The organism is Cryobacterium sandaracinum, assembly GCF_004403415.1.
Lineage (GTDB): Bacteria > Actinomycetota > Actinomycetes > Actinomycetales > Microbacteriaceae > Cryobacterium > Cryobacterium sandaracinum.
Map to the genome: position 1 here is coordinate 1 of NZ_SOGO01000016.1, position 26,334 is coordinate 26,334.

29 protein-coding genes and 1 pseudogene are annotated in these 26,334 nt (G+C 62.0%); 16 read left to right on the plus strand and 14 right to left on the minus strand.

Annotated elements, in window-relative coordinates; translation table 11 throughout:
• Together E3T25_RS04660 and E3T25_RS04665 are read left to right on the plus strand one after the other, a co-directional pair.
• Positions 1 to 799 (plus strand): MFS transporter (locus E3T25_RS04660; RefSeq protein WP_134372571.1); only part of this gene is annotated, 799 nt, incomplete at its 5' end.
• A 467-nt stretch (positions 800 to 1,266) separates the two neighbouring features.
• Positions 1,267 to 1,821 (plus strand): annotated as a pseudogene (locus E3T25_RS04665) (recombinase family protein); the annotation flags it as partial.
• A gap of 121 nt (positions 1,822 to 1,942) precedes the next feature.
• Here E3T25_RS04665 and E3T25_RS04670 read toward each other — a convergent pair.
• The 4 genes from E3T25_RS04670 to E3T25_RS04685 form a co-directional block, all read right to left on the minus strand.
• Positions 1,943 to 2,752: an ABC transporter permease gene (locus E3T25_RS04670; RefSeq protein ID WP_134372577.1), complete on the minus strand. Its 810-nt coding sequence runs from the start codon at positions 2,750 to 2,752 to the stop codon at positions 1,943 to 1,945.
• Positions 2,753 to 2,761: 9 nt separating this feature from the next.
• Positions 2,762 to 3,700 carry an ABC transporter permease gene (locus E3T25_RS04675; RefSeq protein WP_241980626.1) on the minus strand — a complete coding sequence of 313 codons (939 nt, stop codon included), beginning with the start codon at positions 3,698 to 3,700 and terminating at the stop codon, positions 2,762 to 2,764.
• 73 nt (positions 3,701 to 3,773) lie between these two features.
• Positions 3,774 to 4,964 carry an extracellular solute-binding protein gene (locus E3T25_RS04680; RefSeq protein ID WP_134372580.1) on the minus strand — a complete coding sequence of 397 codons (1,191 nt, stop codon included), beginning with the start codon at positions 4,962 to 4,964 and terminating at the stop codon, positions 3,774 to 3,776.
• A 58-nt stretch (positions 4,965 to 5,022) separates the two neighbouring features.
• Positions 5,023 to 6,096 (minus strand): ABC transporter ATP-binding protein, encoded by a 1,074-nt coding sequence (locus tag E3T25_RS04685; RefSeq protein ID WP_134372583.1) that lies wholly within the window; start codon positions 6,094 to 6,096, stop codon positions 5,023 to 5,025.
• A gap of 140 nt (positions 6,097 to 6,236) precedes the next feature.
• Here E3T25_RS04685 and E3T25_RS04690 point away from each other — a divergent pair, with 140 nt between their 5' ends.
• Together E3T25_RS04690 and E3T25_RS04695 are read left to right on the plus strand one after the other, a co-directional pair.
• A complete protein-coding gene (locus E3T25_RS04690) occupies positions 6,237 to 7,001 on the plus strand; it encodes a FadR/GntR family transcriptional regulator (protein ID WP_241980628.1) in 765 nt (254 codons plus the stop codon).
• Positions 7,002 to 7,083: 82 nt separating this feature from the next.
• Positions 7,084 to 7,785, plus strand: a complete 702-nt coding sequence (locus E3T25_RS04695) for a cache domain-containing protein (RefSeq protein WP_134372586.1) — start codon at positions 7,084 to 7,086, stop codon at positions 7,783 to 7,785.
• A gap of 1,716 nt (positions 7,786 to 9,501) precedes the next feature.
• Here E3T25_RS04695 and E3T25_RS04700 read toward each other — a convergent pair.
• The 3 genes from E3T25_RS04700 to E3T25_RS04710 form a co-directional block, all read right to left on the minus strand.
• Positions 9,502 to 10,599, minus strand: coding sequence for a hypothetical protein (locus E3T25_RS04700; RefSeq protein ID WP_134372589.1), 1,098 nt, complete (start codon positions 10,597 to 10,599; stop codon positions 9,502 to 9,504).
• 192 nt (positions 10,600 to 10,791) lie between these two features.
• Complete coding sequence (locus tag E3T25_RS04705) at positions 10,792 to 11,610, minus strand: hypothetical protein (RefSeq protein ID WP_134372592.1); 819 nt, start codon at positions 11,608 to 11,610, stop codon at positions 10,792 to 10,794.
• Positions 11,611 to 11,767: 157 nt separating this feature from the next.
• The gene (locus E3T25_RS04710; protein WP_134372595.1) at positions 11,768 to 12,157 is read right to left on the minus strand and encodes a hypothetical protein; all 390 of its coding nucleotides are present in this window, start codon (positions 12,155 to 12,157) and stop codon (positions 11,768 to 11,770) included.
• A gap of 350 nt (positions 12,158 to 12,507) precedes the next feature.
• Between E3T25_RS04710 and E3T25_RS04715 the strand changes: the two genes are divergently transcribed.
• Positions 12,508 to 13,716: a hypothetical protein gene (locus E3T25_RS04715; RefSeq protein WP_134372598.1), complete on the plus strand. Its 1,209-nt coding sequence runs from the start codon at positions 12,508 to 12,510 to the stop codon at positions 13,714 to 13,716.
• Positions 13,717 to 14,473: 757 nt separating this feature from the next.
• Here E3T25_RS04715 and E3T25_RS04720 read toward each other — a convergent pair.
• The gene (locus E3T25_RS04720) at positions 14,474 to 15,166 is read right to left on the minus strand and encodes a Panacea domain-containing protein (protein WP_134372601.1); all 693 of its coding nucleotides are present in this window, start codon (positions 15,164 to 15,166) and stop codon (positions 14,474 to 14,476) included.
• A 330-nt stretch (positions 15,167 to 15,496) separates the two neighbouring features.
• Here E3T25_RS04720 and E3T25_RS04725 point away from each other — a divergent pair, with 330 nt between their 5' ends.
• From E3T25_RS04725 to E3T25_RS04735, 3 genes are all read left to right on the plus strand, one after another.
• Positions 15,497 to 16,198 carry an HIRAN domain-containing protein gene (locus E3T25_RS04725; RefSeq protein WP_166785944.1) on the plus strand — a complete coding sequence of 234 codons (702 nt, stop codon included), beginning with the start codon at positions 15,497 to 15,499 and terminating at the stop codon, positions 16,196 to 16,198.
• A 213-nt stretch (positions 16,199 to 16,411) separates the two neighbouring features.
• Entirely contained in the window at positions 16,412 to 17,158 is a 747-nt protein-coding gene (locus E3T25_RS04730; RefSeq protein ID WP_134372606.1) for a potassium channel family protein, read from the plus strand.
• 281 nt (positions 17,159 to 17,439) lie between these two features.
• A complete protein-coding gene (locus E3T25_RS04735) occupies positions 17,440 to 17,934 on the plus strand; it encodes a hypothetical protein (RefSeq protein WP_134372609.1) in 495 nt (164 codons plus the stop codon).
• Positions 17,935 to 18,068: 134 nt separating this feature from the next.
• On the opposite strand, the gene E3T25_RS04740 is transcribed toward E3T25_RS04735, so the two are convergent.
• Together E3T25_RS04740 and E3T25_RS04745 are read right to left on the minus strand one after the other, a co-directional pair.
• Positions 18,069 to 18,473 carry a hypothetical protein gene (locus E3T25_RS04740; RefSeq protein WP_134372612.1) on the minus strand — a complete coding sequence of 135 codons (405 nt, stop codon included), beginning with the start codon at positions 18,471 to 18,473 and terminating at the stop codon, positions 18,069 to 18,071.
• A gap of 60 nt (positions 18,474 to 18,533) precedes the next feature.
• Entirely contained in the window at positions 18,534 to 19,079 is a 546-nt protein-coding gene (locus E3T25_RS04745) for a hypothetical protein (RefSeq protein ID WP_134372615.1), read from the minus strand.
• A 168-nt stretch (positions 19,080 to 19,247) separates the two neighbouring features.
• Here E3T25_RS04745 and E3T25_RS04750 point away from each other — a divergent pair, with 168 nt between their 5' ends.
• Complete coding sequence (locus tag E3T25_RS04750) at positions 19,248 to 19,907, plus strand: GNAT family N-acetyltransferase (RefSeq protein ID WP_134372618.1); 660 nt, start codon at positions 19,248 to 19,250, stop codon at positions 19,905 to 19,907.
• 123 nt (positions 19,908 to 20,030) lie between these two features.
• On the opposite strand, the gene E3T25_RS04755 is transcribed toward E3T25_RS04750, so the two are convergent.
• On the minus strand, positions 20,031 to 20,852 hold the full coding sequence (locus E3T25_RS04755; RefSeq protein ID WP_166785945.1) for an alpha/beta fold hydrolase: 822 nt from the start codon (positions 20,850 to 20,852) through the stop codon (positions 20,031 to 20,033).
• Positions 20,853 to 21,027: 175 nt separating this feature from the next.
• Between E3T25_RS04755 and E3T25_RS04760 the strand changes: the two genes are divergently transcribed.
• The 6 genes from E3T25_RS04760 to E3T25_RS04785 all read left to right on the plus strand — a co-directional run bounded on the left by E3T25_RS04760 (position 21,028) and on the right by E3T25_RS04785 (position 24,446).
• A complete protein-coding gene (locus E3T25_RS04760) occupies positions 21,028 to 21,438 on the plus strand; it encodes a hypothetical protein (RefSeq protein WP_134372624.1) in 411 nt (136 codons plus the stop codon).
• A gap of 211 nt (positions 21,439 to 21,649) precedes the next feature.
• A complete protein-coding gene (locus E3T25_RS04765) occupies positions 21,650 to 21,973 on the plus strand; it encodes a hypothetical protein (protein WP_134372627.1) in 324 nt (107 codons plus the stop codon).
• Positions 21,974 to 22,039: 66 nt separating this feature from the next.
• The gene (locus E3T25_RS04770; protein WP_134372630.1) at positions 22,040 to 22,333 is read left to right on the plus strand and encodes a hypothetical protein; all 294 of its coding nucleotides are present in this window, start codon (positions 22,040 to 22,042) and stop codon (positions 22,331 to 22,333) included.
• A gap of 147 nt (positions 22,334 to 22,480) precedes the next feature.
• Complete coding sequence (locus E3T25_RS04775) at positions 22,481 to 22,930, plus strand: cytidine deaminase family protein (RefSeq protein ID WP_198415639.1); 450 nt, start codon at positions 22,481 to 22,483, stop codon at positions 22,928 to 22,930.
• A gap of 212 nt (positions 22,931 to 23,142) precedes the next feature.
• Positions 23,143 to 24,087 (plus strand): hypothetical protein, encoded by a 945-nt coding sequence (locus E3T25_RS04780; protein WP_134372633.1) that lies wholly within the window; start codon positions 23,143 to 23,145, stop codon positions 24,085 to 24,087.
• Positions 24,084 to 24,446, plus strand: a complete 363-nt coding sequence (locus E3T25_RS04785; protein WP_134372636.1) for a GntR family transcriptional regulator — start codon at positions 24,084 to 24,086, stop codon at positions 24,444 to 24,446. Before E3T25_RS04780 ends, E3T25_RS04785 begins: the two co-directional genes overlap by 4 nt.
• 136 nt (positions 24,447 to 24,582) lie before the next feature.
• On the opposite strand, the gene E3T25_RS04790 is transcribed toward E3T25_RS04785, so the two are convergent.
• Positions 24,583 to 25,053, minus strand: coding sequence for a GNAT family N-acetyltransferase (locus E3T25_RS04790; RefSeq protein WP_134372639.1), 471 nt, complete (start codon positions 25,051 to 25,053; stop codon positions 24,583 to 24,585).
• A 141-nt stretch (positions 25,054 to 25,194) separates the two neighbouring features.
• Between E3T25_RS04790 and E3T25_RS04795 the strand changes: the two genes are divergently transcribed.
• Entirely contained in the window at positions 25,195 to 25,800 is a 606-nt protein-coding gene (locus E3T25_RS04795; protein ID WP_134372642.1) for a GNAT family N-acetyltransferase, read from the plus strand.
• Here the strand turns inward: E3T25_RS04795 and E3T25_RS17880 are convergent.
• Together E3T25_RS17880 and E3T25_RS17885 are read right to left on the minus strand one after the other, a co-directional pair.
• On the minus strand, positions 25,797 to 25,907 hold the full coding sequence (locus E3T25_RS17880; protein ID WP_420898225.1) for a CatA-like O-acetyltransferase: 111 nt from the start codon (positions 25,905 to 25,907) through the stop codon (positions 25,797 to 25,799). The two genes, E3T25_RS04795 and E3T25_RS17880, sit on opposite strands and share 4 nt — an antisense overlap.
• On the minus strand, positions 25,870 to 26,313 hold the full coding sequence (locus E3T25_RS17885; protein WP_420898226.1) for a CatA-like O-acetyltransferase: 444 nt from the start codon (positions 26,311 to 26,313) through the stop codon (positions 25,870 to 25,872). Before E3T25_RS17885 ends, E3T25_RS17880 begins: the two co-directional genes overlap by 38 nt.
• Positions 26,314 to 26,334: the final 21 nt, after the last annotated feature.

Sequence of the window (26,334 nt, forward strand, 5' to 3'; positions counted from 1 at the left end):
TAAGCTGGTCGGCGCCTCGATCGCCGGCCTGCTCGTCGCGCTCCTGGGGCCGATCGCAGCCCTCTTCGTCAACGCGGCAACGTTCGCGGTCTCAGCACTGCTGACCTGGACGTTCGTGGCAGCCGTCCCTGCCACCGTCAGGCTGAGCGGCGACAGCGCTCCCCGTTCCTCCTATTGGGCCGACCTGGCTGAAGGATTCCGCTTCGTCATCCACGACCCGTTGATGCGTTTGGTCGTGGGCCTCGTATTGGTCACGAACCTGCTCGACGCCGCCCGCGGCTCGACCCTGATGCCCCTCTACGCGAACGATCGTCTGGGAGGCGCGGCCGCTCTCGGTCTGCTGGTGGCGGTCATGGGCGGTTGCGCTCTGGTGGGCAACGTGGCCTTCGGATTCGTCGCTCACCGTGTGCCCCGCCGCGTGACCCTGGCGGTCTGTTTCGCCTTGGCCGGCGGCCCGTCGAGCGCTGCCTTCGCTATCGGTGCGCCGCTGCCCGTGCTCGTCGCAATGACCGTGCTCTCAGGCCTGGCGGCTGGGGCGATCAACCCAATTCTCGGCGCGGTGGAACTCGAGCGCGTACCCGAACACATGCGCGGCAGGGTGTTCGGCCTGATCAACGCCGGTGCCTGGGCGGGCGTACCATTTGGCGCCCTGCTCGGCGGCCTCGCCGCCGACACGATCGGCCTATCGCTTGCATTTGGAATCGTCGCGTTTGTCTACACGCTCGTCACGTTGAGTCCACTGTCAAGAGGAGCTTGGCGGCACATGGAGCGGCGCCCGGCCGTGATCGCCGTGAAATGAACGACCCAAGCGCTCGCCATTCCACCACTGAAAACCTGAACATCGATATGAACAGCGCGTCCAATAACCGGGAGCGGAACGATCATCGAAACGGGTGGAAAACACGAGACATGGAGAACGCTTGTCCGACGCAGACGTATGTGTTGGACCTAAGTCTTCTAGGTGTCGAGAGACGGACCTTCAATGCGCGAGCTATCGGAGTCAGGCGATTCTGACACTGCCTGAATATGCCGGCGCCCGTTCGAGTCGCCCAATATTAGGCCCCGAGGACGGGGCGTCATACGCACGAGCTCGAGCACGGTCTGTTGTGTCTTATATCCCTAGGGATATTGGACGTCTCACGACTCCCCTCTTGGGTCTCTGCAGATCACCGGAATCTCGCGGCGCGGCGATTCTCATAACTACGTCGCATAACCTCTTGATTGAATGACGGTACTCACCGTTAGTTATGAACAACCAGGAGCAGAGTGACGAAGCTGATCGGCTACGCGCGAGTATCGACGCGCCAACAATCCACCGACCGGCAACAGGTCGACATCTTGGCGGCGAGCGTCCGGCGTGACGACCTCTACGTCGACCACGGGGTCTCCGGCGCTCGAGTATCACGGCCCCACTTCGACCGTGCGCGCGACGCTCTCGAGGTCGGCGACACGCTCGTCATCACGACTCTGGACCGGCTGGGCCGATCGACGCAGACCATGCTCGCTTTCGCCGAAGAGCTCCGCGGGCGAGGTGCCGGCCTTCGCGTACTGAACTTGGGCGGCGGCGATGTCGATACGGCCACACCGATGGGATCCATGATGGCGGCACTCGGTCAGATGGAACACGAAATCAAGCGAGAGCGTGTGGTCGACTCGATCAACAAGCGCCGCGACGCCGGCAAGGATCTGGGCGGCCGCCCGCAGCTCATCACTGACAGCCAAATTCGCAACGCCCGCCGACTTATAGAAGGTGGCGAGACAACGGCGCAGGTTGCGCTCGACCACGGAATGTCCCGAGCGACCTTCTACCGCCGCGCGCGCCCTGGGATTACTGTCAGATCAATCCGCCGACCAGACCCTGACAAGCGACGCCACCAAATAGCGATCACGGAACGCCGCCACAGAGCGCCGGGAAGAAACGGCTCTGGACCGGGTCGAGGGGTCAGTCTTCTTCTTCAGCGCGCGAGAGCCGCTGCGACACGTAGACGGGGATGAACGAAGCAAGGATTATGACGGTGGCGACAACGTTGACAACGCTGGCCTCGTTGGGGCGGGCCATCTGGTTCATGATCCACAGCGGCAGCGTGTCTACTCCCGGCGGTGCCGTGAAGATGGTCACCACGACCTCGTCGAAACTGAGGGCGAACGCCAATAGGCCGCCGGCGACGAAGGCGGTGCGAAATTGGGGGAAGGTGATGATTCTGAAGGTCTGCCAGAGCCCGGCCCCGAGGTCCATCGAGGCCTCCTGCAGGTTCGGGCTCATTCGCCGCAGTCGGGCGAGTACGTTGTTGAAGACCATGACCATGCAGAAGGTGGCGTGGGCCACGATCATGCCGAAGTACCCGATCTGGATGCCGATGGGTTCGAGGAGGTTGTTGTAGGTGTTGCTCAGGGCCACACCGGTGACGATTCCGGGCAGTGCGATGGGGAGCACGACGAGCAGGTTGACAGTCTGCTTGCCGAAGAAGCTGTAGCGCTGCAGCGCGAATGCGGTGAGCGTGCCGAGCACCAGTGCCATCGCGGTGGCGCCGAGGCCGACAACGACAGAGTTGAGCAGGGCTGCACGGATGGGCTCGCTGGTGAAGGCGATCACCCACCAGTTGAGCGAGAAGTCCGTCACCGGCCAGGTGGCGATCCGGGCGACGTTGAACGAGTTGAGTACGACGAGGGAAAGGGGGATGTACATGAACACGAGCACGACGGCGACGATGGCGCCGAGGCCGATCTTGGCTCCGCGGGTGAGTCTCAGCATGGCGGGTTCCTACATCCGGTCCAGTGCGCCGGACTTGCGAACGGCGAACAGGTAGACCAGCACGAAAACGATGGGAACGACCGAGAAGGCGGCCGCGATTGGCGGGTTGAGGTTGATGTTCGAGGCGATGACGCTGCCTATCATCTGGGTAGTCCCGCCCACGAACTTCGCAGCGATATAGTCGCCGAGGCTGAGCGAGAAGGTGAAGATCGAGCCGGCGATAATGGCGGGCTTGAGAAGGGGAACGACGACCGTGCGGATGGTGGTCCAGCTTCGGGCGCCCAGATCGGCCGAGGCGTCGAAGAGGTTTGCCGGGATCTGGCGCACCGCCGTATAGACAGGCAGCGCCATGTAGGGGAACCAGAGGTAGGTGAGGGTGAGGACCACGGTCGTGTAGCTGAATCCGGGACCGCTGATGCCGAAGGGTTCGAGGGCCGAGTTGAAGAAGCCGTTCTCGGTGAACGTGATGCGCATGGCGAGGATCTTCACCAGGTAGCCCGCCCAGAGTGGAAGAGTGATGGCGACGGCCAGGAAGGCACGCAGCCAAGGCGAGGCCACCTTGGCCATGAAGATGCCCAGCGGGATGGAGAATACGACGCTGAGCAGGGTCACCAGCAGCGCGATCGACAGTGTTCGCAGCGAGGTCGAGAGGTAGGCGGGGTTTTCGACCAGCCGGAAGAAGTTGTCGAGGGTGAAACCCGGGATGACCTTGGAGGTGAACGGGTCGGTGCGCCAGAACGCGGTGATCAGGAGCATCACGAGGGAGAAGATGTAGACGCCGACGAGCCAGGTCAGGGGCAGGGCCAGCAGCCCGAGAAGCCGGAGCCGGGGGCTGCGGTGGAGCCGGGTCGAGAGGGGCTTGCTGCCGGCGGGCTGGACCCGGCCCGGGCCGGGTGTCGGGACGCGGCCTGGCTCGGCTGGCGTGACGCGGGGCACTGTGCTGGTCACGGTGATTCCTTAGATGCTTGCGGATGCGGATGGGGGCCGGTGGGGCCCCGGTCGGGACCCCACCGGAAGGTGACTAGCTCTTGACGGTGAGCCAGGCATCCGTCCACTGCTGGAAGTTGGTGCAGATGACGTCGGTGCGTCCGTCGATGCACTGCTCGAGTGGAGTGGTCCAGAACCAGACGTTCTCGAAGTACTCCTCGTCGGTGGCGTGGAAGTACTCGCAGTGCGCTGCGGCCTCATCGCTGGTCTCGCAGAAGGCGCCATTGGCCGGGGCCATGCCGAAGCCCATCGCGATCGCGCCGTTGACCTCGGCGGAGCTGGTGTAGTCCATCCACAGGTAGCCGCAGTTGGGGTTCTTCGACTCGGCGGAGATCATCCAGGCGTCCGACCAGCCGGTGGAGCCCTCTTCGGGCAGCACGCTCTTGAACTTCTCGTCCTCGGTGAGCTTGCGCAGGATCTCCCACGAGGTGCCCACGACTGACGTTCCACCGGCGTACGAGGTGATCTGGGCGACCGGGTCGGCCCAGTACTCGCTGACGATTCCGTTCTGCGTCTTGAGCAGCTCGATGGCGGCGTCAAGCTGCTTCTGGTCGAGCGCGTACGGGTTGGTGATGCCCAGATCGGGTTCGTGCGTCATCAGGTAGACGGCTGCGTCGGCGATGTAGATCGGGGCGTCATAGGCGATGATCTCGCCGGCATAGGGGCTGTCTTCCTCCCAGACGACGTCCCAGCTGGTGGGCGCTTCGGTGACGATCTCGCTGTTGTACTGCAGAATGTTCGCACCGCGGCCGATCGGAACGCCGTAGCTCTTGCCGTTGATCGTGTCGTAGATCTGGCCCTGCATTCCCTCGACGATGTCATCGCCGAAGTTGGGGATCAGGTCGACGTTGATCGGCGCGACGTCCCCACCGGCGATCAGACGCAGGCTCGCGTCGCCGGAGGCCGACACGAGGTCGTAGTCTCCGGTGCGCATGAGCGTGACCATCTCGTCGCTCGTGCCGGCGACACGACGGTTGACGACGCATCCGGTCTCTGCGGTGAACTCGTCGGACCATGCCGGCTCAACGAATCCGCTCCACGCGACGATGTTCACCTCGCCCTCGGCCTTACCGAGCTTGTCCATCATGGGCACGTTGGGAACGTCGATACTGAGGCCGCCGGCCGACGTGTCGCCGGTCGCCGTGTCGCCGGTGCCGCTACAGCCGACGAGCACCAGCGTTGCCGCTGCCACCATCGCGGGAAGCAGCATGTACTTCTTCTTCATGGAACTCTCCTAGTGATTCGTGGTGCAGGGATGGTGCGTCGTGAGGGTCGTAGTCGGCTCAGGGGACGATGGACACGTGGTCGGTCTTCCAAATGGCCCGCACGGCGTCTCCGCGGCCGAAGGCGGCCGCCGCTGTGGGGTGGTGGTCGTTGTGGCGTTCGGCGGTGAGGCGCAGGCCGGAGGCGGTCTCGACGATGTACCGCGTTGCCGGGCCGGTGTAGACGGTTTCGTAGACGGTGCCGAGCACGGAGGTCTCGTCGGCGGCGACGACGGATGCCACATCGGCGAGTCGAACCCGTTCCGGGCGCACGCTGATGAGCTTGTCGATTCCGCTGATGACGCTGGCGTGGGCCGGGGCGATGAGGTTCGAGATCCCCAGGAATCCGGCCACGAACGCGGTCTGAGGAAATTCGTAGACCTCGTTGGGCGTACCGACCTGTTCGATGCGGCCGTTGTTAAACACGGCGACGCGGTCGCTCAGGGTGAGGGCCTCTTCCTGATCGTGAGTGACGAAGATGAAGGTGATACCAACCTCGCGCTGGATCTGCTTGAGCTCGACCTGCATCTCTTCGCGCAGCTGCTTGTCGAGAGCGCCGAGCGGCTCGTCCAGCAGGAGCACGCTGGGTTGCAGGATGAGTGCGCGGGCCAGCGCGATGCGCTGCCGCTGCCCGCCGGAGAGCTGGTGGGGCAGGCGGTCGGCGGTGTGCGCGAGACGTACCTGCTGCAGGGCCCGCTCGACCCGTTCCGCCGTTTCGGACTTGCCCATCTTGCGCACCCGCAGCCCATAGCCGACATTCTCGGCGATCGTCAGGTGGGGGAACAGCGCGTAGTCCTGGAAGACCGTGTTCACATTGCGGTCGAACGGGGCCATGCGGGTGACGTCGACGCCGTCGAGTTCGATGGTGCCGCTCGTGGCGTCCTCGAAGCCGGCGATCATGCGCAGCACCGTGGTCTTGCCTGACCCGGAGGGCCCGAGCATGGAGAAGAACTCCCCGGCGTGAACGTCCAGGTCGAGCTCTGCGACGGCGACGACATCCCCGAACACCTTGGTGACGGCGTGCAGGCTGACGCCTTTGGGGGTGGGGGAAGCCGCTGATGCTGCTTCCAGCAATGCGCGGCCAGACTGTGTCATTGGTCGATGACTCCTTGGAACGACGGTGGTCTCAGAGGTTGAGAATAAACCTATAGTTCCATAGGTTTTTTTTCAAGCAGATTAACTTTGCTTTGCGGCGCATCCGTCGCGGCACCCACGGCGTGAGGGAGAATGAGGCCGTGCCCGCATCCACGACGACGCCCTCCCGACGGGGCGAGCCCTCACGTCTGCAGAGCGCCGTGTTCCAGCCCATCGGCGACGCGGGGCGAGCGGCGCTGGTGGAGCGCCGCATCGCCGAAGCGATCACCGGCGGAGTCCTGGCCCCCGGCACGAAACTCCCAGCCGAGTCCGAGTTGGCCAAACTGTTCGGCGTCGCGCCGGTAACCGCTCGCGAGGCGCTACAGTCCCTGCGCGAACGTCACCTCGTCGTCACCCGACGCGGACGCAATGGCGGCAGTTTCGTCGTCGAAACTGCCGACGCCGCCGAATTCGCCCTGCGAGCCCTTCGCGATATGTCACGGGTCGCTCTCCGCGACCTCGCCGCCCACTACCTCGCTGTCACGGGCGCCTGCGTTGGCCTAGCCGCCCAACGGGCCGATCCGAGCGAGGTCTTGCGCATCCGCAGCCGGCTCGATCGCTACACCGGCAACGACCCGCTCACATGGCGGCGACTGGCCGACGACGCACACCTCGAGATCTCAGCGCTCAGCCAGTCGGCCAGGCTCACCCGCGAGCAAATGCGCCTGCAGGCGGAGTTCTCGCCGTTCCTCGCACTCGTCGACGCATCCGAAGCCGATCGCGATCGCAGCCGCAGCCAACTCCTCGCTGTCCTCGACGCCGTCTCCGCCGCGGACTCCGCTACTGCGACCCGCCAAGTGCGTGAATCGATCGCGGATGCCATGGACCGACTGATCGACCGCCAGGCGGAACTGGCCAGGTCGTGACTGCGCGGGCTCTCCCCCGGTACTGTATAACCCAGTCGCCCAGGATCCGCACCCTGGCGCGACTCGCAACGAGGAGGTTGCCATGACGGCAGAAGTCACCACGGTCGCATCCCGAGCGGTCGCAGCCGTCGATGACTACTTCGCCGACGCCCTCGATGCACTGGAGGCTTGGCAGCTCGACATTGCGGTCGACATCGCCGCGGCGCGGCGCACCGGGCCGATCACCACATCGCGACTCGACGAGTTAGTGGCGCCCTACGCCCGCCAAACCCTCGACACTCCCGGCATCTCCGTCTACGGCGCGGGCTTCATCGCCGCCCACGACTCACTCGCCGACGCTCCCAGCCACCTCGCCTGGTGGCAGGGACCACAGCGTGCCCGACTGACCCTAGCCAACCAGGCGATCAACAAGGGCAACATCGACTACAGCGAACTCGAGTGGTATCGGGTTCCCATGCTCACCAACCAAGCCCACGTCGCGGGGCCCTATGTCGACTACCTGTGCAGCGATGAGTACACGATCACTGTGGCCGCACCGGTGCGAATCGACGACGAATTCGTCGGCGTCAGTGGACTCGACCTACTCATCGACACCGTCGAGCGCGATCTCACGCCCCAACTCGCAGCGCTCGGTTCCGCCATCACCATCATCAATAGCGCCGGCCGAGTCGTGGTGTCGTCGAACCGCCGCCTAGCAACCGGGGAATCGCTACGCAGTGACGGGTATCGCAACGCCGAGCGGGTGCCCTGTGCGCGCACGCCGCTCGAGATCGTACTCATCTAAGCGCGTCGACGACACGACCCAGTCCAATGCGGCATCCGCCAGATCGATGGATTCTCGCGACGCCCACAACCCGACTCGCCTGCAATCGCGGGCTCCCAGGAACCGATTACTCGGCCGCTAGGCCACGCAGAAAAACAACCACCTCTTAGACCGAGCGATCAGGGCTGCCAACCATCGCGAATCAGACCCTATCCGGACGGCATCGGAAGGTGCACCTGACGTCCCGTTGGGGTGTACCCAGATTGGCATGAGGATCGCCCAACCTGAGCTTCAATCCCGGTAGCGCTCCGCTGGCAACGTTTGATTCTGGCAACGAGTCTTGAGCACATCAGAACAGGGAAATTCGCGGAGGCCCGTCTCTGGTTACTCGGGCAGCAAACCGGCAATGACTATGCAAACAGCTAGCGGGGAATCACCCTTCAAATCGATCGACGCCGGCGCATATGCATCACAGATTCCAATTCTCCGGGCTCGACTTTGCGTAGTCGTCGATGCCGATCGCGGCGAAGTGCTTTTTGGCGGACTTGATCTTCGATTCGTGGTCGAGACCGCCGAGCGAGGACAAGTATGGCGCGCCTGGCGCCGCACTCCTGGGGGAGCTGTGCTGGGGACGGGCGGCGCGGAGCACCGAAGCCATTACTACGTTCAAAGGGACACACTGCCGACAGGTTGGCCAGACAGGTCACCGGAGTGGGTGGACGCTGCGCGCGAGGAGTGGCCTCCAGATTGGAACAAGAACGACGGCACTCGCCTCTGATAGTGCGACTAAGTTCCGGTGGCTCCGGCTCCCTGCCTTAAGAGCAGTTTGTTAGCACATCATGCGTTCAGACGTGGCGGTCGTCGTGCGTCAGGCGCGAGCCCTCCGGAAAAGCACCGGCGATGTACCGCTTTTGAAAAATCGAAAACCCTGCGAATTTCCCTTAACCTCCGCGGATTTACGCGGATCTCGGGTGGACGGACCGCTTCTGCCGTTTGTACCGCCGGATCGACAATCCTAGCGACTCTGCTCGCGCCCACGATAAGTATGTGTACAGATGTGCACTCTCCTCCCAACTCCCTTGAATCTGTGCGCGCCCGGGGGGGGGTCCTGAACTTGGGTTGTCGCCGCGAGAATGTGTACGACCGTTGAAGCTGGATATGCCCGCTCCCCTGTCTCGTATGGGTCGCACCGCTTCCGGACACGTACACGTACACGTACCGGCGAGGGTGAATGTGTATATGTGCATTTCGGAGATAGCGGCCACACAGCTTATTCCCAGACACGTCGGGCGTGTCGAGGACGCGTATCCCCCCGCGCTCACCGGCAGCGCACCGGGCTCGCCGTGACCGATGCGAGGACGTCGATTCGACTGCTCTCGAGCCGCCACAGCGCACCATGGAGATCGTCGCCAGGAAGGTGCGGGCCACCCGGCAGTCACGTGCGTCACCATCCACCGCATGCCTCAACTCGCACTTGCTCACACCCGCTCACAGATGTTCCGTTACCGCTGCGTTACCGCTGGGGAAATCCCGGCGAGAAAAAACCCCCTGAGTCCCAGTGAAACACAGGGCTGCAGAGGGTTTTCTGTGGCGGGTTGTTCCTAGAACTCGGAAGCCCTTGACCTGACTGGGCGCCTAACCAGCCGATTCCAGCACATCCTCCGCCCGTGTGCGAATAATCCTCCGCACGACAAAACAGCGCCATCTAATCAGCCACCGCCTGGCCAGAAAGCGCGCTCAAGCGCGGCCGCTAACAACGGCTCGTGACCGCGGCAAAGGGGGTAGCGAAAGAACCGGTCTCCTCTTGAAGAGCACGTTCTCAGGGAGCCCAGCCATCGAGTAGAAGGCCGACTCGGGCAGATAGCCCGGACTCGACAGCCACTGCTGCAGTGAGGCACTGTCGCCAGTCTCAGCGGCCAACTCGATAAGAAAGCGCTCAGTATCGTCGAACGCATGAGTCCGGCGGAGGCGACCGCGATTCGCTTCCGTCATGAACTGCACAAAACGCGGCACACCCTCCGCACCAACGGTTTGCATCCAACGCTCGAGTGGCCCGATGCCGTTCATCACGTCCGCAATCGGGCTGGATCCCTGTACGCGATGCCAGACTGAGAGTAAGTCCTCTTCCGGTTCTGCGCCCTCGACGGCGAGGGCCATATACAAGAACAGCCGAAGACAGAGCAGGGCATTGTGCCTGACATCCACTTCCACGTGGGTCGCGAGAACCGCCACGGCGCCCTGTTCAAGAATCCTGTCCGCGATGTTCGGACCGCCCGCCCCTCTCGGCGCCACACGGCAAGCGCTCAAGATGACTACCGGCGGCCAAAGTCGCTGACCACTTCCAGCGTAGAAGTCCTTTCCTACGCGCAAGCCGGCCACACCATCGACCTCGGCGCCGTGGGCACTGATCACAAGCACGTCCGGCTCGTGACTGTCGATCGCCGCGTTCAGGTCGGCTGCGGAGGCGACGTCAACTCTGGTCATGATGACCTTCGATGGTGACGACTTCAGCATTTCCTCTGCCATATCCCAACCTGATCGAGAGAGTCGACCGACAGGATCGTCGGGGCCCACACACTCGGCGACGAGAACTCGAAACCCGCTGGAGAGATCGATTCTTGGGGTCGGCCCGAACTCGAAGCGCAACGCCGCGGTGAGTGGCGCGAGTGGACGGTGCGTAACAGGTAGGCGATATACGAGCGGCGACGTGTCACCCGGAAGTGTCAGAAGGCCAACGGGAAAGTTGGAAAAGGTAATCAACGCGGACGCCTTAGAGACCGCCAGTTTGACATCATCGGTCCAGATGCCCGAGGCGGCATTGTTAAGGGTTTGCATTAGCCGTCGCACCTTTGCTGGCTGTGCCCCGGTCGACCAATGTCGTTCCAGATTGGAGAGAGCTACGAACGCCTCAGTCGGAATCTCGCTGAGGGCAATTCCAACACCGCTCCGTCGCGTGGCCGCGCTTGTCACGAGCACCTCGACGGCTTGACGCTCACTCTCGCGGCGACGGTCCAGACCTCGCAGTGCTTAGCGAGAACACCCCAGTCGACTTGCGACCGCGCCGATCTCCGAAGGGGACACACCCGGAGCTGCCATTGCCACCGGCAGGCGTAGGCTCTGCGCTCGTTTTCTGTACTCCTTGGGAAGATCGCGAGCAGCGGATTCCTCTGTGGCTCCAGCCGACTCAAGCGCGCCCAGGCTCGAGATTAGTGCACGCAGGTGCAGTGAGTCTTCGATGCGTTCTACCGCCGTTCTGTCGGTTGTTTCCACCGATTGATCCGTCAACTGGTAACGGAGGAAACCGTTGGGCACCTCGATAGCGGATAGATCGAAGGGCACGAACTGCTGGTTTGCCGTCCGCAGATTCTCAGTCGGCACGGTGAGACTCGCGATCTGGTCCCACACGGTCCTCAGCACGTCGGTCGTCAATTCAGTAAAGGAAAGCGGCGGAAGCAGGAACTGCATTGTTGAGCAGCGCTCTTTGACGTCCTCGAGGTGCTCCGGAGGGCAAATCGCTAGTGTTCTGTTGTCGACTGGTAGGGCACCTTCCTCGAATTCACGAACCGAGCATATGTAGATGTTGGGACGCTGTTCCAGTCCTCGGGCTTTCGAAAGCTCCTCGAGAGACGTATCGATTGGGTCCTGCCGATGCCGAGGCAAATGCAAAGCGAACAACAGCCCGACCAATGCCGGTTCCAGATGTTCGTCTAGAGACGAGTACCGCGCGGGACCTTGACTCGTCGAAGTTGCGTCGTCGTACAGAACGAAGTAGTTGAGAGGTTGCATCAAGGTCACAAGTCGGGTCACGCGAGTCAAGCTGGCGAGTGCATGCTCGTCCAAATTCACAGGGCTACCTGAGCGCTCTCACGAACCCGGTCGTGCGCACGCGACGACGAGCCTCGGAGGAAAAGGCCCATGGATATGATCAGCGTCATCGCCCGATTATCGGGCATACCGACGACGGGGGTAGCCCACTCGAGGGTTGGCACCGGAAGCTCGCTGACTACTCGCCGTCGAACGAGAAGTCCGACACCGACGCCAGGAGTTCGCCCGACATATAGTAGGGGGTCGTGGCATCGCCGAGGACCCGAATCAGGATCGCGTCGGCGTCTCGGGCAAGGACGCGGAACTCATCGCCTGCGCGGAGCGTCAGCCCGCCGCCTGCTTGGACGTCTGCGGTGACACTGAAGAGGTGGCTCTCGGCTGCTTCCTGGGCACGGGCATCGAATTTCTTCTTTGCTTCCTTGGCCTTCCTGACGGTGAACTTGACGCCAACCTCCCCGCCCTTGTAAAGGAGGGCTCCCGTTCCAGCCACGGCCAGGGCCAGAATTCTCGGTCCGCCGATCTTGGCTGCGATCGTCGTGATCATCTGATAGTCGGCCCATCTGGCCATTCACATTCCCCCGTCGATCTCACGTGTGCGCGAGCCTAGCAGTCGCAGGGCTATGAGCCGGGTCACCGTGGCGGAATCGCTCGCGCCCGTCGACGACTCGCCGGCAGGCACACGAGGCCAAGCACGCTACGGCCGCTGGGATGTCAGTTCGAGTAGGCCAGATGCGCCCTTGCGCCCCGTGTGTGAACTTCCATCGGGGCCTCAACCCAGATGACTATCGATTTCCCCAAACATCGTGCGCAGACGAATTCGATCGGCTAAGACGTCGGACACAGAGTTTTCGCTCGATCGCTGGGTTACTCATTCCCCTGTCCACATGCCAGACGCGACAGCGACCTAAGCTCAACGGTATGAATTCCGGACTATCGCCTGCCGGCGCTCCCAATGCCGATAACACGCTAGTGACAGCGCTCGGGGCGGCGGTGAAACGGCTCAATCAGACACTCCTCCGTGACTTCGCAGGCCCGATTGGTGACGTGCCGTACTCATCGCCAATGTTCCGCCCTTCCAGTCCGCTCGTCGACGTGTCAGAGCTTGCAGAGATTGTCCTCCTGGCCGCCGGCGGGATCGCCGATCCTTGGTTCGAAAAAACGCGTTGGTCAGTTTCTTTCTCATTTGACGGTGTCGACTGCCGGATGCGCCACACAAACCTCGGAGTCCGTATCGATATGCACTCCCAAGAGGGCGCCGACACCGACGAGCTAGGCGCGAGAATCGAGGAAAGGTTGACGAAAGCTGTCCATTTTCTCAATAGCAAGGTCGTTGCCCCCGCAATCACGGCGCAGATCGACAGAGGCGCGGCGCGTGTCCAAAACCAGTACGAGCGCTACCGAGGAATGGTTAACTACTTCACAAGCAAACTGGACGATGCACTCGTCGCACACGCTGAAGTGTCTACCGATTCCCCGACTACGCCGACCGGAGGTGGAAGCGCCGAATCCGCGATCGTCTTGATCGAGAGGCTCATGGCGGCGGCCGGACAGACACAGCGACGCGAACACGAAATCGCCTACCTGGCCACCGCACTCGTCGCCGGCTATTTTTCCTACTTACAGCATGTCCTTATTCTGCTGAGTGGATTCTCGCGAAAAGCGCTCGAACCGGAATTCCGGTTGGTTAACCTGCTTGGCTCACGATGGGCAGATCAATTCTCCATCGCGTACAACGACGTCACCGAGCCAGAGACAAATCAAATTCTCTCCGATTTGAAGCGCCTCGCCAACGACTACCGCAACCCGCTATTGCACGGCAGTCGCCCTGAGGACGGCATCTTGGCCGAGTGGGCACCTGGCCGCTTCAGCCTTGTCACGCGAGACGGGCGACTCAGCGGGGACCACTACCTGTGGAAATCGGGGCTGGCGTTGGGGGATGCGCATGTGATCCTGGGAACGATTGGAAAAGTGGACGCCTTCTTGGACAAGCACCCGTATTGGGGCTGGGTCGAGAGTGGCTGCCCTGTCCCGTTCGACCCGGAATCCGTCGCCCGTGCCATTCACGAAGCCCAGACCGGTAACGCCGGCCGCTTCACTGCCGCCGCCGATGATGCATACGCATCATGACGTAAATATGGACTGACTTCTCGCAAGGGCGCCGGAGCGCTTGACCTCGGCAGCACTTCCCTTGATCTCAAAGACCTGGAGTCACATACCGACTGCGGACACTTCTGGATCCTCGGCAAAGCGGGGCACGGGCATCAGCCGAGTTCGGCTAGCCCTCCGGATCGACGCCAACCAGGTTGCAGGGTGTTGGACCGAGATGTCGCCAGGCAATGCCGAGCTGAGGAATTCCTTGTCCCTGGTGATACAGAATCGTTCGTAATACTGGCCTTCGACACCGGCGTCGCGGACTGTGGCGTATACGCATCCGTCCTCGTGGCTGAGTGGAGGAGTTCCGTATGAAATTTGCACATCTCCGACGGTTCCACCTTCGGTCTTGTCCCAAACCAAGTCTCCAACAAGGTCCTCCAACAGGTCTTGGGCGCTCGCAACGGACCAGCCAAGCCCGCGGGACTCATTGTCTAGGTGCCTGTTGTTCGGCTGGCTCGCTTTGAACCCTACGAGTCGGTCGACATGATCGCTTGTCCATACTTCTAGCCTGCGCCCATCGGGATGCACGCCGGGAGTTACGCTGACCAGTGCGCGGACGCTGTCAAAAGCGGGGTCCGAAGGGTGCGGAACTGGCGACTTGGCGGCCTCAACGGCGAATGCGATGAGCTTCTCCCATGAGAACGGTTCGCCCAGCACCCGAGCCGCATCCAGATAGATGTTAACGTCGAATACGATCAGGATCCTGCCGGGGTCCTGATTCGTATCCGGACTAGGCACCTTTGGCGCGCGCGCGCGTCGGCGTGAAGGTCGTCATTGCGTATTCATAATCCGCGGCCGTGCGATATCCGAGCTGACCCGAGCCGATAACGGGCGCGTCTGCGGGGTCTGTATTTGCATCTGTCCCGTTGGAGACGATCATTTCGTATGCATCCTCAAGCGACAAAGCACGTTCACGTAGGCCACGAAGCTGTTTCGCCTTGCGCTTGTATTGCGGCCAGGCGACGGCAATGTCCTGTGTGGGAATGACGATATTCGATACACGCGGCTTGAAGAATGCCTCCCACGGTCCAACGGAATGAGTGACTGTCCAAAGGCTAGCCGCGGATAGCGGTCCAGCGATTCGCCACACCTCATCGATTGAATCAAGCAGGTGCGAGGATACCGGCTGGTGGCTGAATCGGCCCCTGTCTGCCACAATGATCGGCCCATCTCCATACTTCTTGTACAGGCCATACAAGGGTTTCACCACGGGGCCGTTAACCCACGCTTGAACGTCCTCTCGGAACGCGGGTCTGCCAAGCCGAAAGAGGCTCAGGCTCTGAGTAAGGCACACCAATTTCTGGAGCTTCAGATTGGAGACAGGAACGCCATCCTCATTTGAAAGTTCGAGGAACTTGGCGGCGACAGTCGCGGCTGGAACGGTAATAGTCCCTGACATCTCGCCCCCCAAGCGCTTATTCACAGGTTCTCCACAAGGTTATTCACATAGTTATGCACAGCGGATACACTCTATACTACTCATAATGCCGCTCGAGATGGTAACGAACAGCCCGCCTTTAGCGTTCCGCACCTAGCGGAGATCGAGGCCGGCGTTGACATACAGGGAATTATTCGGTTTGGGCGCCGAGAGTTCTGGCTGGGATTCTCGAATGGCCGATAACACCCCATATGACATTCGCCCGAATAGCCTTTGAGTCGAAGCTCTCCCTCCACTGAAGTGGGTATAGCCCACCTCGACGTTTCTGTGAGAGGTTTGGCGTGGGGGTATTCGATGGAGTTATTGTTCGTCCTGGTGGCCGTTGTGGCACTGGCCATCTTCGTGCTGAAATGGGCCACAAACCTGCTGTCTCCGCCGCCGCCAAACGAGAAAACGCACCCGCCATCCGCGCCGAATGCCGGAACCCGATCGGGAACCAGCTACGTCAAGAAGAACGTCGAACACCTTCCTCCCCAGATGGCAGTCAGCCGCAGCCAGGCCGAGGCCAGCATCTACCTCCCCAGCGAGAAGTGGGACGAACTCCTGGTCACGACCGACCAGGGACTGCCCACGCTTTTCCTCCAGATGCACGACGGACGGCTGTGGCTAACGGAACCATCGACGGGTCTCCTCGTGAGCGTCGGCAACAGGCGACTGCGCCGCATGGGGATCTGGACGGCCAGGGTGCGGGGTGTCGGCTACCACAAGGTAGCCGTTCGGAATGGGGCATTTCAACCAGGAGCACCCGTCCGTCTGTTGCGGGAGCCTGACAACGCTTACGACAAGAATGCGGTCGCAGTGTGCTCGGCGGACGATGACCATCCGGCCGGTTACATCAATAAGGGGATGGCTGCTGGGTTGTCGAAGCTCATTGAGTCCGGTGCTCCGCTCAGGGCGATCTCGCTCGCCGGGCAGTCGCCGGGCGAGTATGGATCCAACATCGACGTTCTGGCGGCGACGCCTGCAGTCGTCGAGCATCTTCTGCGGAAATGGCCAATCTCGACGGCACCGGTGTAGCCCCCGTTGACGGGGCGCGGGGCGCGGGGTCCGTCCACCAGTGGCCAGCGACTGGTTCGCAAAGCACCGCTGCCCTTCTCTCCAGAATGGACCAGCTCAAGTCCACTGTGGTCGCTCCGGAACCGACGATGGCACGGAGCGAGACTCAGACTGCATGTCGACTGATCGCATCGCTGGCCCGGCATAGCCCGTCGGGTCCAATAGGGTTTGCTCATGAAACAAGCACGCTGGCAGAAGATCGCTGACTGGCCCCTAACTTTGGCAGCCATCGTCTTCTTGGCCGCGTACTCGTTCGAAGTCATCGGCGATCTCGACGGGCCACGCGCCACCGTCGCTGAGGCCGTCATCTGGGCGACGTGGGCAGTCTTTCTCGCGGACTACATCATCAACTTGGTTCTTGCCCAGCCACGGTGGTTCTGGTTCCGCACTCATATCCTCGACCTACTGATCGTCGTCTTGCCGATGCTTCGTCCACTGAGGCTTCTCCGACTTCTGACGCTCCTGAACGTGCTGCATCGAACTGCCGGCGCGGCCTTGCGGAGCCGGGTGATCGTCTACGTCGCTGGCGCAGCCACGCTCCTGGTGTTCCTGAGCGCGCTGGCGGTACTGGACAGCGAAAGGTCAGCGCCGGGCGCAACCATCGTCACCTTCCCGGACTCCATGTGGTGGGCGTTCGTCACCATCAGCACCGTCGGATACGGCGACTTCTCACCTGTCACCGACCTGGGCCGGTTGATTGCCGTCGGCCTGATGCTCGGGGGTATTGCGCTACTGGGCGTGGTCACCGCGACGCTAGCATCCTGGATCGTCGAGCGAGTTGCGAAGCAGGAAGAGGATTCCCAGTCAGCCACGCGAGGAGAGATCAAAGCCCTCTCGCGGCAGATCGCTCAGCTCCACGAAGCATTGGACCGCCCACGAGCTGGTGAAGATTCAGACGCTGTAACGGCTGGGCGCCGATAAGTCCCCGTTACGTGAGAGTGCACGCCACGGCTGCACTGCCGGCGGCCGAGCACATCTGGATTCTGGCACCTCCTGAGTCGCAGTTCGCGCACCCGTGAGAAGACTCCGGCCGGGCGGGGCATACGGGCACTGCGCGCCAGTGGGGCGCTCGCTTGCCTCGCTGCGCGCCGATGACCGCTTAGCGTCCGTCTTACGGGCGACGGCGCCGATGAAGGGGCCGGGCATCGCACAGACTCCGATCGATACCGAGTTTGCGCGCCGTGCGCGCATATGCTCGAGGCATGGTCAAGCGGTATTGGCGTGTCGCGGTCATTGGGCTGGGGGTCGGCTTTTTCCTGGGTGCTGCGCTCTTCGGCATGATGGCCGTCTCTGGGAACCCGGATTGGCGTGGTTACCTAGCTGTTGAGGATGTCCTGAGATCGACGGTCTCGTATGGGTTGATTGGATTGCTCGTCGCGGCGGCAGCCGTCGTTGGAGGTTGGGCCTCCGTAGCGCTATTTGACCGGCGGTTTGAGAGACGGCCCAGCATGCGCGTTTCGTTGGCCGCCGTTGGGGCAGCTGCGGGAACCATGCTCTTGGGATCCCTTGCAGGGATAGTGGATTCGGTGCAAGGATCCGCCTCCTGGTTGGTGGTCATCGTCGGGATTGCTTTCGTGCTGGCGGTCGTGGCGGCGATTGCTGCCGCGGTATTGGTTTCCCATGCGGAGAGGCACCCACCAAGTAGTTCCGTGAAAGCGGTTTCGCAGGCTCCAGATGGTCATTGGATTGATTTCTAGCTGAGACCTTTTTCAGGCGTGGCTCTGCGCCGCTCACCGTTTCCCAAATGCCACTCCCCCGCAACGTCGGCTCTTGGCGGACTGGCACCGAATCCGGTCCCTCGAGGTCGGGCATCCGATTCGCGAGCCCGTCCCTACTCGGCGGTCTCGGTCAAAATCTGAGCAATCCAATCGGCAATCTGTCTTGCCCGTTTGTCCCCGTCGCGTCTCGCTTTTCGCTCATCCTCGCCCCACCTCGGGTCGTCGGCGACCCGCTCGCCCACGGCCGACCATCGGCGCAGCTGTTCCGCGATGAATCTCCATGCGCTCGGTTCCAACGTAATTTCGAGGCGCTCGTCGACAGGGGGCCAGCCGCCCCACCCGTCGGCCCTTCTGGGGTGTTGACGAGTTTGCACCCAGCCCACCTCGCGGATGTGTTGTCCGAGCTCTATCGTGTGGCTGTCGCCACCAATGGCTTCCTTCGCGATCGTGTTGTCGATCGTGGCGTCGATGATCAGCCAGTCCCTGACCGGCGTTTCTATCTGAATGCCTGCCTTCACGTGGACACCGTATCAAGTTGGCCGTTAGACGTTCCCCCGCGAGTCAGATCGAACTCGCATTTACAGGGAGGAGTGCAGTTCTGCGGCTCGCCGGAAGGTCCAACGCCACGCTGGTGGCTGCGATCGACCGTAGGCTCCGACGAAGCACGGACCGATATCGGAAACCGCAGCGAATCCTTCGGGAACGCGCAGTACGAGCAGAGCAAAGACTCGATCGTCAACATCCAGCCGATCCAGAGACCACACGTCCCGGTTGAGAACTTGATCGCCGAGTTCGTCTGCGCGGCCCATAGCCTCCTCGACGACAGCGATCGACTCGGGCCCAGGTTCTTCCGGCGGGATCGCCGACAGAAACAAGTCCATCACCGCCGTTCGGGCAGCACCTTGAATACCGCCATCCAGAGAGACACCGACCCCGTGCCCCATCGGCCGCATCCCCTCACGGTGCATAGTGCGAATGAAGTATTCGAGGCTGGGGCTCGGTCGAACCGCCACGGTGGTTTCGAGCCATTCCCCGGTAGGACCGCCCCAGGCAACGACCTCGAGGTCGTCATCACCCGTCCCATAGGGCACAAGAGCCGTAGGACTTCTCTCAGGTGTCATCACCTTCACAGGCTCGTCCCGCGACAGCGAACTTGTCAACAGCCTCGGGCATTCCGGAGAAACAGGACGGCGTTGTGGGCAAGCCAGCCCGCACAGGGTTCCCCTTGGCGCCGGGCAGTCGACCATCGGGCCGCACTGGCGTCTGTGGAGCGAAGTGGCCAGACTGTTCTCATGCTCATTGATCATTGGCCGTTCGTTGGCTTGGGCCTGACCACGGATCGCCTTGAGCTTCGAGTACCGACTGATGCTGAGTTGACCGAAGTCGCGGTGGTCTCCTCCGGGGGCGTCCACGAGCCGGATGAGCGGCCTTACCTGACGCCCTGGACGGACTTACCGCCGCCCGAACGAATCCTTCACGTCATGAAGCAGCATTGGAACCGTCGAGGCGATTGGAGCTCGGACGCTTGGGCTCTGGAACTTGCTGTCTTTCACGAGCAACGACCTATCGGCATGGTTGCTCTCCGAGGGCGTGACTTCCCAGTCCTTCGTGAAGTGAAAACAGAATCCTGGCTCGGCCTCGAACATCACGGGAAGGGTCTGGGGACCGAAGCACGGGCCGCGCTCCTGCACCTCGCCTTCGATGGACTCGGAGCCGGCGCTGCAATCTCAGAGGTCTTTCAAGATAATCTGGCGTCCCAAGGTGTGTCGCGAAAGCTTGGGTACCAGCACGATGGCATCTCCCGTGATGTGCTCGACGGCCGCGCAGTCACGTCGGACCGACTGCGCCTGACACGTGAAATGTGGGAGGAAAAGAAGCATCTCTCGGTGACGATGACCGGCCTCTCACCCTGCCTGCCATTCTTTGGCATCATGCCGGGCCAACGAGACTAGACAAACCGTTCCGACCGTGACGGAGCGGAATTGCCTTCGTTCCGTCAAGGGTTCCCGTTGCGGTCGTGTAGGCCAGGGCTCCGCCCCATAGAGGAAGAATGCTCGTGCTTCAAGCCGCCGGCGCTAGGGGTTTCTGCTGCCTGCGCCTGCCCAGAAGTCAATGACGAGGGCAGCAAGCTCGCCGGGGCATTCGAGCGAGGGCAGGGCGCGAGTTCCCGTGAGGACAGCACTGCGAGCATCCTTCATCGCCGACGTGATTTTGGCGCACTCGGAGGGACTCCACTCGCCCCGGTCGTCTGTGGCGATCATCAGGGTGGGGCATGTGACGAGTGCGGCCGCCCAGGCGAGGTCCTTCCTGTTGAGGACGCCGGAATGGACGGTCCGCGCGATGGCCCCGCGGTTGGGTCGGGACATGGGGGCGACCAGCGCGTCAATGGCCTCGGGGTCACTCTGCCGAGTGCGATCGGTGAGCATCCCGCCGAGCAGTCCTTGACGCACGGGCCCTCGCATGCCGATGGCACGATAGACGGGGAGCAACATTTTCACTTGCCTTCGCATCGCCGCACTCGCTGCCGGGATCGGAGTGCTGACTGTTATCAGGCTGCGCACCAGGTCTGGTTGGACTGCGGCCAGCTGCAACCCCACGTGGCCTCCCCACGCGCTGCCCAACCAGTCGACCGGACCCGGGGCCAGCTCGTCCTGGACCTGGGAGACAACGGCGCTGGCTCCCTGTACACAGCGGTCGATGAAGTCGTCCACCACCTGGCCGAGATCTGCGCTCTTCCCGAAGGACCACCCATCGACCAGAACCAACGTGCGACTCTCGCGAAGGTCTTCCACCACGCGGTTCCAGCTGCGCGAATCGGTGAACATGCTGTGCCACAGCACGGCCACCCGGGGCGGCCCCGAAACGATCCGGGCGTCGAGCCAACCAAGATCCGTCATGATGCGCATCTTTTGACCGTACTTCCGGTGCCGCGAAATTACTATGCTCGGCCGCAGGCCTTCGAGTACAAGACGGGTGAGCAGGCGCGCCCCCGATGGCCGTACTAGCCCCGACAGAGACCGGTGTCTGGATCACAAGCGTCACGGTCCCGTTGTTCGCGAAAGTGAGCCTACGATGGTCGCCGCCGCAGCGACAATCCTCATTTACACGGCCCGTGAAGACGTGGTCGGAGCAGACCTCATTGGTGCAGTGGTCTTACTTGTTCTGGTTGTCCCCATGCTGGCGTTCGCTCGACTTCGGATCAGCGTGGACTGGCGCGGGCTGAAAGTCGTGACCAGGATCCTGGGCATCCCACTGAAATCAATTCCGCTCAGCGAGATCGAGTCCGTGTGCACCGACGCCCTGGGACCCATGCAATGGGGCGGCTGGGGCTACCGGTTCATGCCCGGCCGGTCGGCGATCATCCTGCGCATAGGACCTGGGATCGTCATCAACCTCACCAACGGCAAACAGTTCGCGATCTCCCTCAACTCCCCGGAGACTCCCGCAGCGCTCCTATCAACACTGAGCACCCCCGCAGAGTAACTGCGCCCGCACGGGGTTCCCCAATGCCACTCCCCCGGGACTTCGGAACTTCGACGGGTTGGCTCCGAATCTGTGTCCAGGGATTCTGAACCTGCGATTCACTGTGTCTGTCTCGCCAGCAGTGGTGCAACACGCGTGGCGTATGCGAACGTGGTCACACCAGGCTGATGGCACCGCCATGAATGCCATGATCGTGCGTAGAAGGCCCCAGATGTCTGAAACTGCGCAGAAGCATCCCACTTGGCTCCACCTGCTCTGGACTCTTCCGATTCCAGTGGTTGTCAGCTCGGTCCTTCTGATCAGCGCGCTTTGGGACTTCTGCGGAATCAACGGATGCACGGGTGGCGGATTTGGAATCAGCCGGGATGTCGGCGGCACGATCGGCAACCTTCTGCCAATCCCATTTCTGATCGGACTGCCCATCTTCCTCGTTCCCTGGTCGCCCCACCGCTGGGTCAGGGCCGTTGTGGCACTCGTGATCGCAGTCGCTTTCGCGGGACTCGGATTCGGACTTCTCGTGTCGATGGCCTCGTGAAGCGTTCCTGGCTGGCGAACGTCCACACTAGGCAAATAACGGCGTGCTCACGGGAGGATCGAAGCAATGCGAGTACTCAACCTGCTCTGGGCACTCCCCGTTGCTGCGTTCATCCAGTACTACGCCTTCGTGACTGCGCGAATCGCTTGGTGCGGGCTCAGGGATTGTCACGGTCTCAGATCGGCTTTGAACGAACCGTTGGTCTTTGACACCCTGGCGGCGCTCTTAATCGGCGCGGTGCTCTCCGCCGCTGTGTTGATGCTCTCACCTTGGACAAAGAATTGGCGTCTGCGTCTAATTGCCCCTGCCATCTACTCCAGTGTGATTGCAACGGCCATCTTGGTGTGGCTCGCAGCATGACGAACTGCGCCCCGCGGCTCTGTCGACATGCCGCAAGGGTAGAGGTAGCTTGCCACGCTCGCCCTCAATCTGGACCACCGAGACCGAATCGTTCGTTGGCGTTCGTTTCGGCGCGCAACGTGCGCATTGGGCAATACGCTCAACGACATGGATATGCGCCAGCTCACCGATAACGACCTGGAACTCATTGCGAGAGCGGAGGAAGCCATTGATGCCAACGCGGACGTTGAAGGTGGCATGCACACAGTCGGAGCTGCTGTTCGGGATGCCACGGGACGGATTCACGTGGGCGTCAACGTTTATCACTTCACGGGTGGTCCCTGCGCTGAGCTTGTCGCGCTGGGAACGGCGCGAACTTCCGGAGCACGCGAGCTGACGGCAATTGTGGCCGTGGGCGACAGCGGTCGCGGCGTGAAAGCCCCGTGTGGTCGCGATCGTCAGGTTCTTGCCGATTACCACCCCAACATTCGAGTCATTGTTCCCACTCCGGTGGGCGCCCGTAACGTCTCAATCGCCGACTTGCTGCCATTGGGCTTCGATTGGTTAGCCGAGGAGAAAGCGGCCGCTGACAGGGCGGCGCCTTCGATCGTTGGGTAGCTCGATAGTCGGTCACCACGGGACGGCCGGGTGCCTCTCGAGCAGACAGCTTGCCCTGGCAGGAATGCCATTCAAGGTTCCGTAAGGGAATGGAGTGATCCTCTGTCTCCATCACTGATGGGCCCCGCCGTGCACAAGCGAGAAGGCTTGTCACAATCACTTGACACAAACGGCGATCTGCTTGTATCGTCAAGTCGACACAAGGGGGTCATGTGCAGAACATCGGAATTGCCGAGATGTCATTAGGACTGGTCGGTCTCTTGTTCGTCCTAACAGGGGTGTTCGCCGGCGTAGCGATGGTTGGACAGCGCGGACAGCCACAGCCGCTCGTGCGTGCGCGGCGTGTGAGCGCGCTGCGGTCCGCGGTTGCGGTCTCAACGGCACTAACGGTTTTCGCTGGGGCGATCCTGGTCCATATCGCCAATCCGGTTCTTGAGCTGGTCCCGTTCTTCCTCGGACCACTCGCGGCAGCCGCGGCCGGCCTCATCGCGTTCACGTTAATGCCCGCGCCAACAATCGATGGCGCACTCCGACGACGAACTAGTAGCGTCAAGCCGCGCACCCTGAGCGACTATTCGTCGTCAGGTCAACGGGCGAGGTTCGGGGTCATCGTCGGAACAACGGTACTGGCGGCCGTAGCCGCAGGGTTGTTGTCGAAAGCCGCGCCGGATGGTCGGTCTCTGTGCACCGCCCTATTTCCGGCCGAGTGCAAAGCGGGCGGGCCTTACCTCTTCCCCGGGTGGATGTTTGCGCTCCCGGTGCTGGTACTCACTGGCGTTCTGGTTCTCGCCACTGTTCAGGCTCTGCGCCGCGTTATTGATGCCCCGGCCACTGCCTGGGCGGAACTCAGCGACGCTGACGCAGCCCTGCGTCGAAGCGGCGTCCGGCTGGTCTTTCGCGTCGCGAGCGCACCGTTGGCAATCACCCTCGGCCTTCTACTCGGAATGGCATCCCTGCCGCTGATCAACGCGCCCCTTCTCGAGACGGGCCTCGACGTGAACGCAGCCGCGACGTTGCACACGATCGGAATGGTTCTGTTTGGGACTGCAGCCGTAGCCCTCGTCTACGGCTTCTCACTCGCCTTTCTCGCCGTCATCGGGGCGATCAAACTGCCTCGGACGGCCTTCGCTGGTCCGCGGTCGGAACTCGCGGGATGATCACCGTCGACGCGGATGATCCGACGCCGCCCTTCGAACAAATCCGAGCGGCGCTAGCAGCGGAAATTACCTCGGGCAGACTCGCGGGCGGTCACAGATTGCCCACCGTACGCCAACTCGCCGGCGACCTACACGTGGCAGTTGGAACAGCGGCGCGCGCATACCGCGAGCTCGAAGAGGCCGGTCTCGTCGAAACTCGACGCTCCCAAGGAACCCTCGTCCGCCACGACCAGATCGAAGCGTTCGACCTCGACCAAGCAACGGCCGAATTCGTAAGAACAATTCCCCGCGACAAAGTAGCCCTCGCAGAAGTCCTCAAAGCAGTCGAAACCGCCTGGAACCTCGCCAACAGCGATTGAACGTCCCGCAATGGATCCTGGGCACCCATCGCTCTGAAGAATCAGACCCAGACCGTCCCGATGAAGGTTCCACCTACGGCTGTCCATCTCCGCGCTGCCCTGCAGTGACACCAACCAGCGATAGCGAAGAGAAGGCTCAGCCGAGCTTCTTGAGCATCTTCACCGAAGTTGTCTCATAGCTGAGGGAATCGTAAAGTCGCCTGGCGCCGGTGTTGAACCCGAAGACGCTGAGGCCGAGAGAGCGCGCACCGTGTGAGCGTGCATATTCCTCGCCGAGCAGCATCGCTGTTCTCCCATGACCCTGGCCACGCTGGTCGGCGTTGATGAAAACGTCCCAGACCCACCACGCCCCCGGGTCGGTGGTGACATCCTGCCCGATCCACAGATATCCCACTGCCGTACCAACCTCGTTCGTGACGTGAAAGACCTCATTGCCGGGGCTCTGAGTGCCCTCCGGGAACGAACGAGCCATGCTCTCGACCGCTATGCAGCGAGCTTCCTCGTGTGATCGACCCTGGGCAAGTAAGTCACCGACGTACTCCAAGCTGCTTTGCTCAATCCACGTCGGGAAGTCGCTGGCGAGGATTCGCTGAAGGGTTACGGTCATCTCTCAATTCTTTCAGGCCGACCGTCGAGTTGCACCGACGGATTCCGAGGGCAGGGCGCAGACAGGCACGAAAGCATGAACTCTTGGGTGAGGCAATGGCCCATGTGATCCGTCCAACCGCGCCTGTGCCATTCTCGGGAGATGGCTTGGCCTCAACCTGAACCCGTCCGCTCTGAGCGGCTCCTGCTTGAACCACTCGCGGTGGACCATGCGGCTTCGATGGTCGACGTTCTGGCCGACCCGTCGTTGTACGAGTACACCGGCGGCGAAGCCCCGTCATTAGACCTGCTCCACAGCAGATATGCCGCACAGACCGTGGGGCAGTCTGATGACGGTTCCCAATGGTGGCTGAACTGGATAGTCACCAACAGAGACACCGGTGAGGTAGCCGGTTTCGTGCAGGCAACCGTCGAGTGCGACGGTTCAACACTCGTTGCTGAGATCGCCTGGGTCATTTCGCCGAGGCGCCAAGGCCAAGGCATAGCCTCCGAAGCTACCCAGATGATGATCGGATGGCTGAGAGCACACGAGGTTCACAGCTTCACTGCACATATCCATCCGGAGCACCAGGCCTCGATGGGCGTCGCTCGAAATCAAGCGCTACGCCCCACCTCTACCGAGAAAGATGGCGAGACCCGGTGGGTCCTAACAAACACCGAGGGCCCCAAGAACGTTCCCAAATGCCACCCAGCAATTCAAGGGCGACTCGAAGCCCTGGCGGCGAATTCTGTGCCCATAAAGCGCTAATTGGAGAGCCACGACGGGTCCGAACAGAGCGCTTGCAACTCTTGAACAAGGCGAGCCGTATGGAAACCGTCAGCCGCCGCATGGTGCACCTGAATGGAGACAGGCATCACGGTTCGCCCCCCCAGTCTCCCGGTACCGACCCAGGGTGAATATTGGCAAGAGATGCTTCCAGCCGTCGCGTATCTGCAAACTGAACCCAGTGAATGACGTCCACGGGACGCTCGATACGTCAAACACATTTGCGGGCATATCCGGCTGCGGCTGAAACGACGTGGCAGTGCGGCATCTAGCCAAGACGTCGACCGTATGCTCGTGGAAGATCGAGAAGTCAGCGTGGGAGGGAGACCAGACGTTGGCGAACGTCTCTCGCTCGGGGTTGAAGACGGTGAATGCAGGGTGCACAACGTCCCAGGTCGCCGGTACCTTCTCGCCGGAGAGGGTCATCCGAAACTCGACGTGACGATTCACTACTGAGGCGATGGCCCAGATCTGTCCGTGATCGACTGAAGTCATCCCAACGGGCGCCTCAGCTCG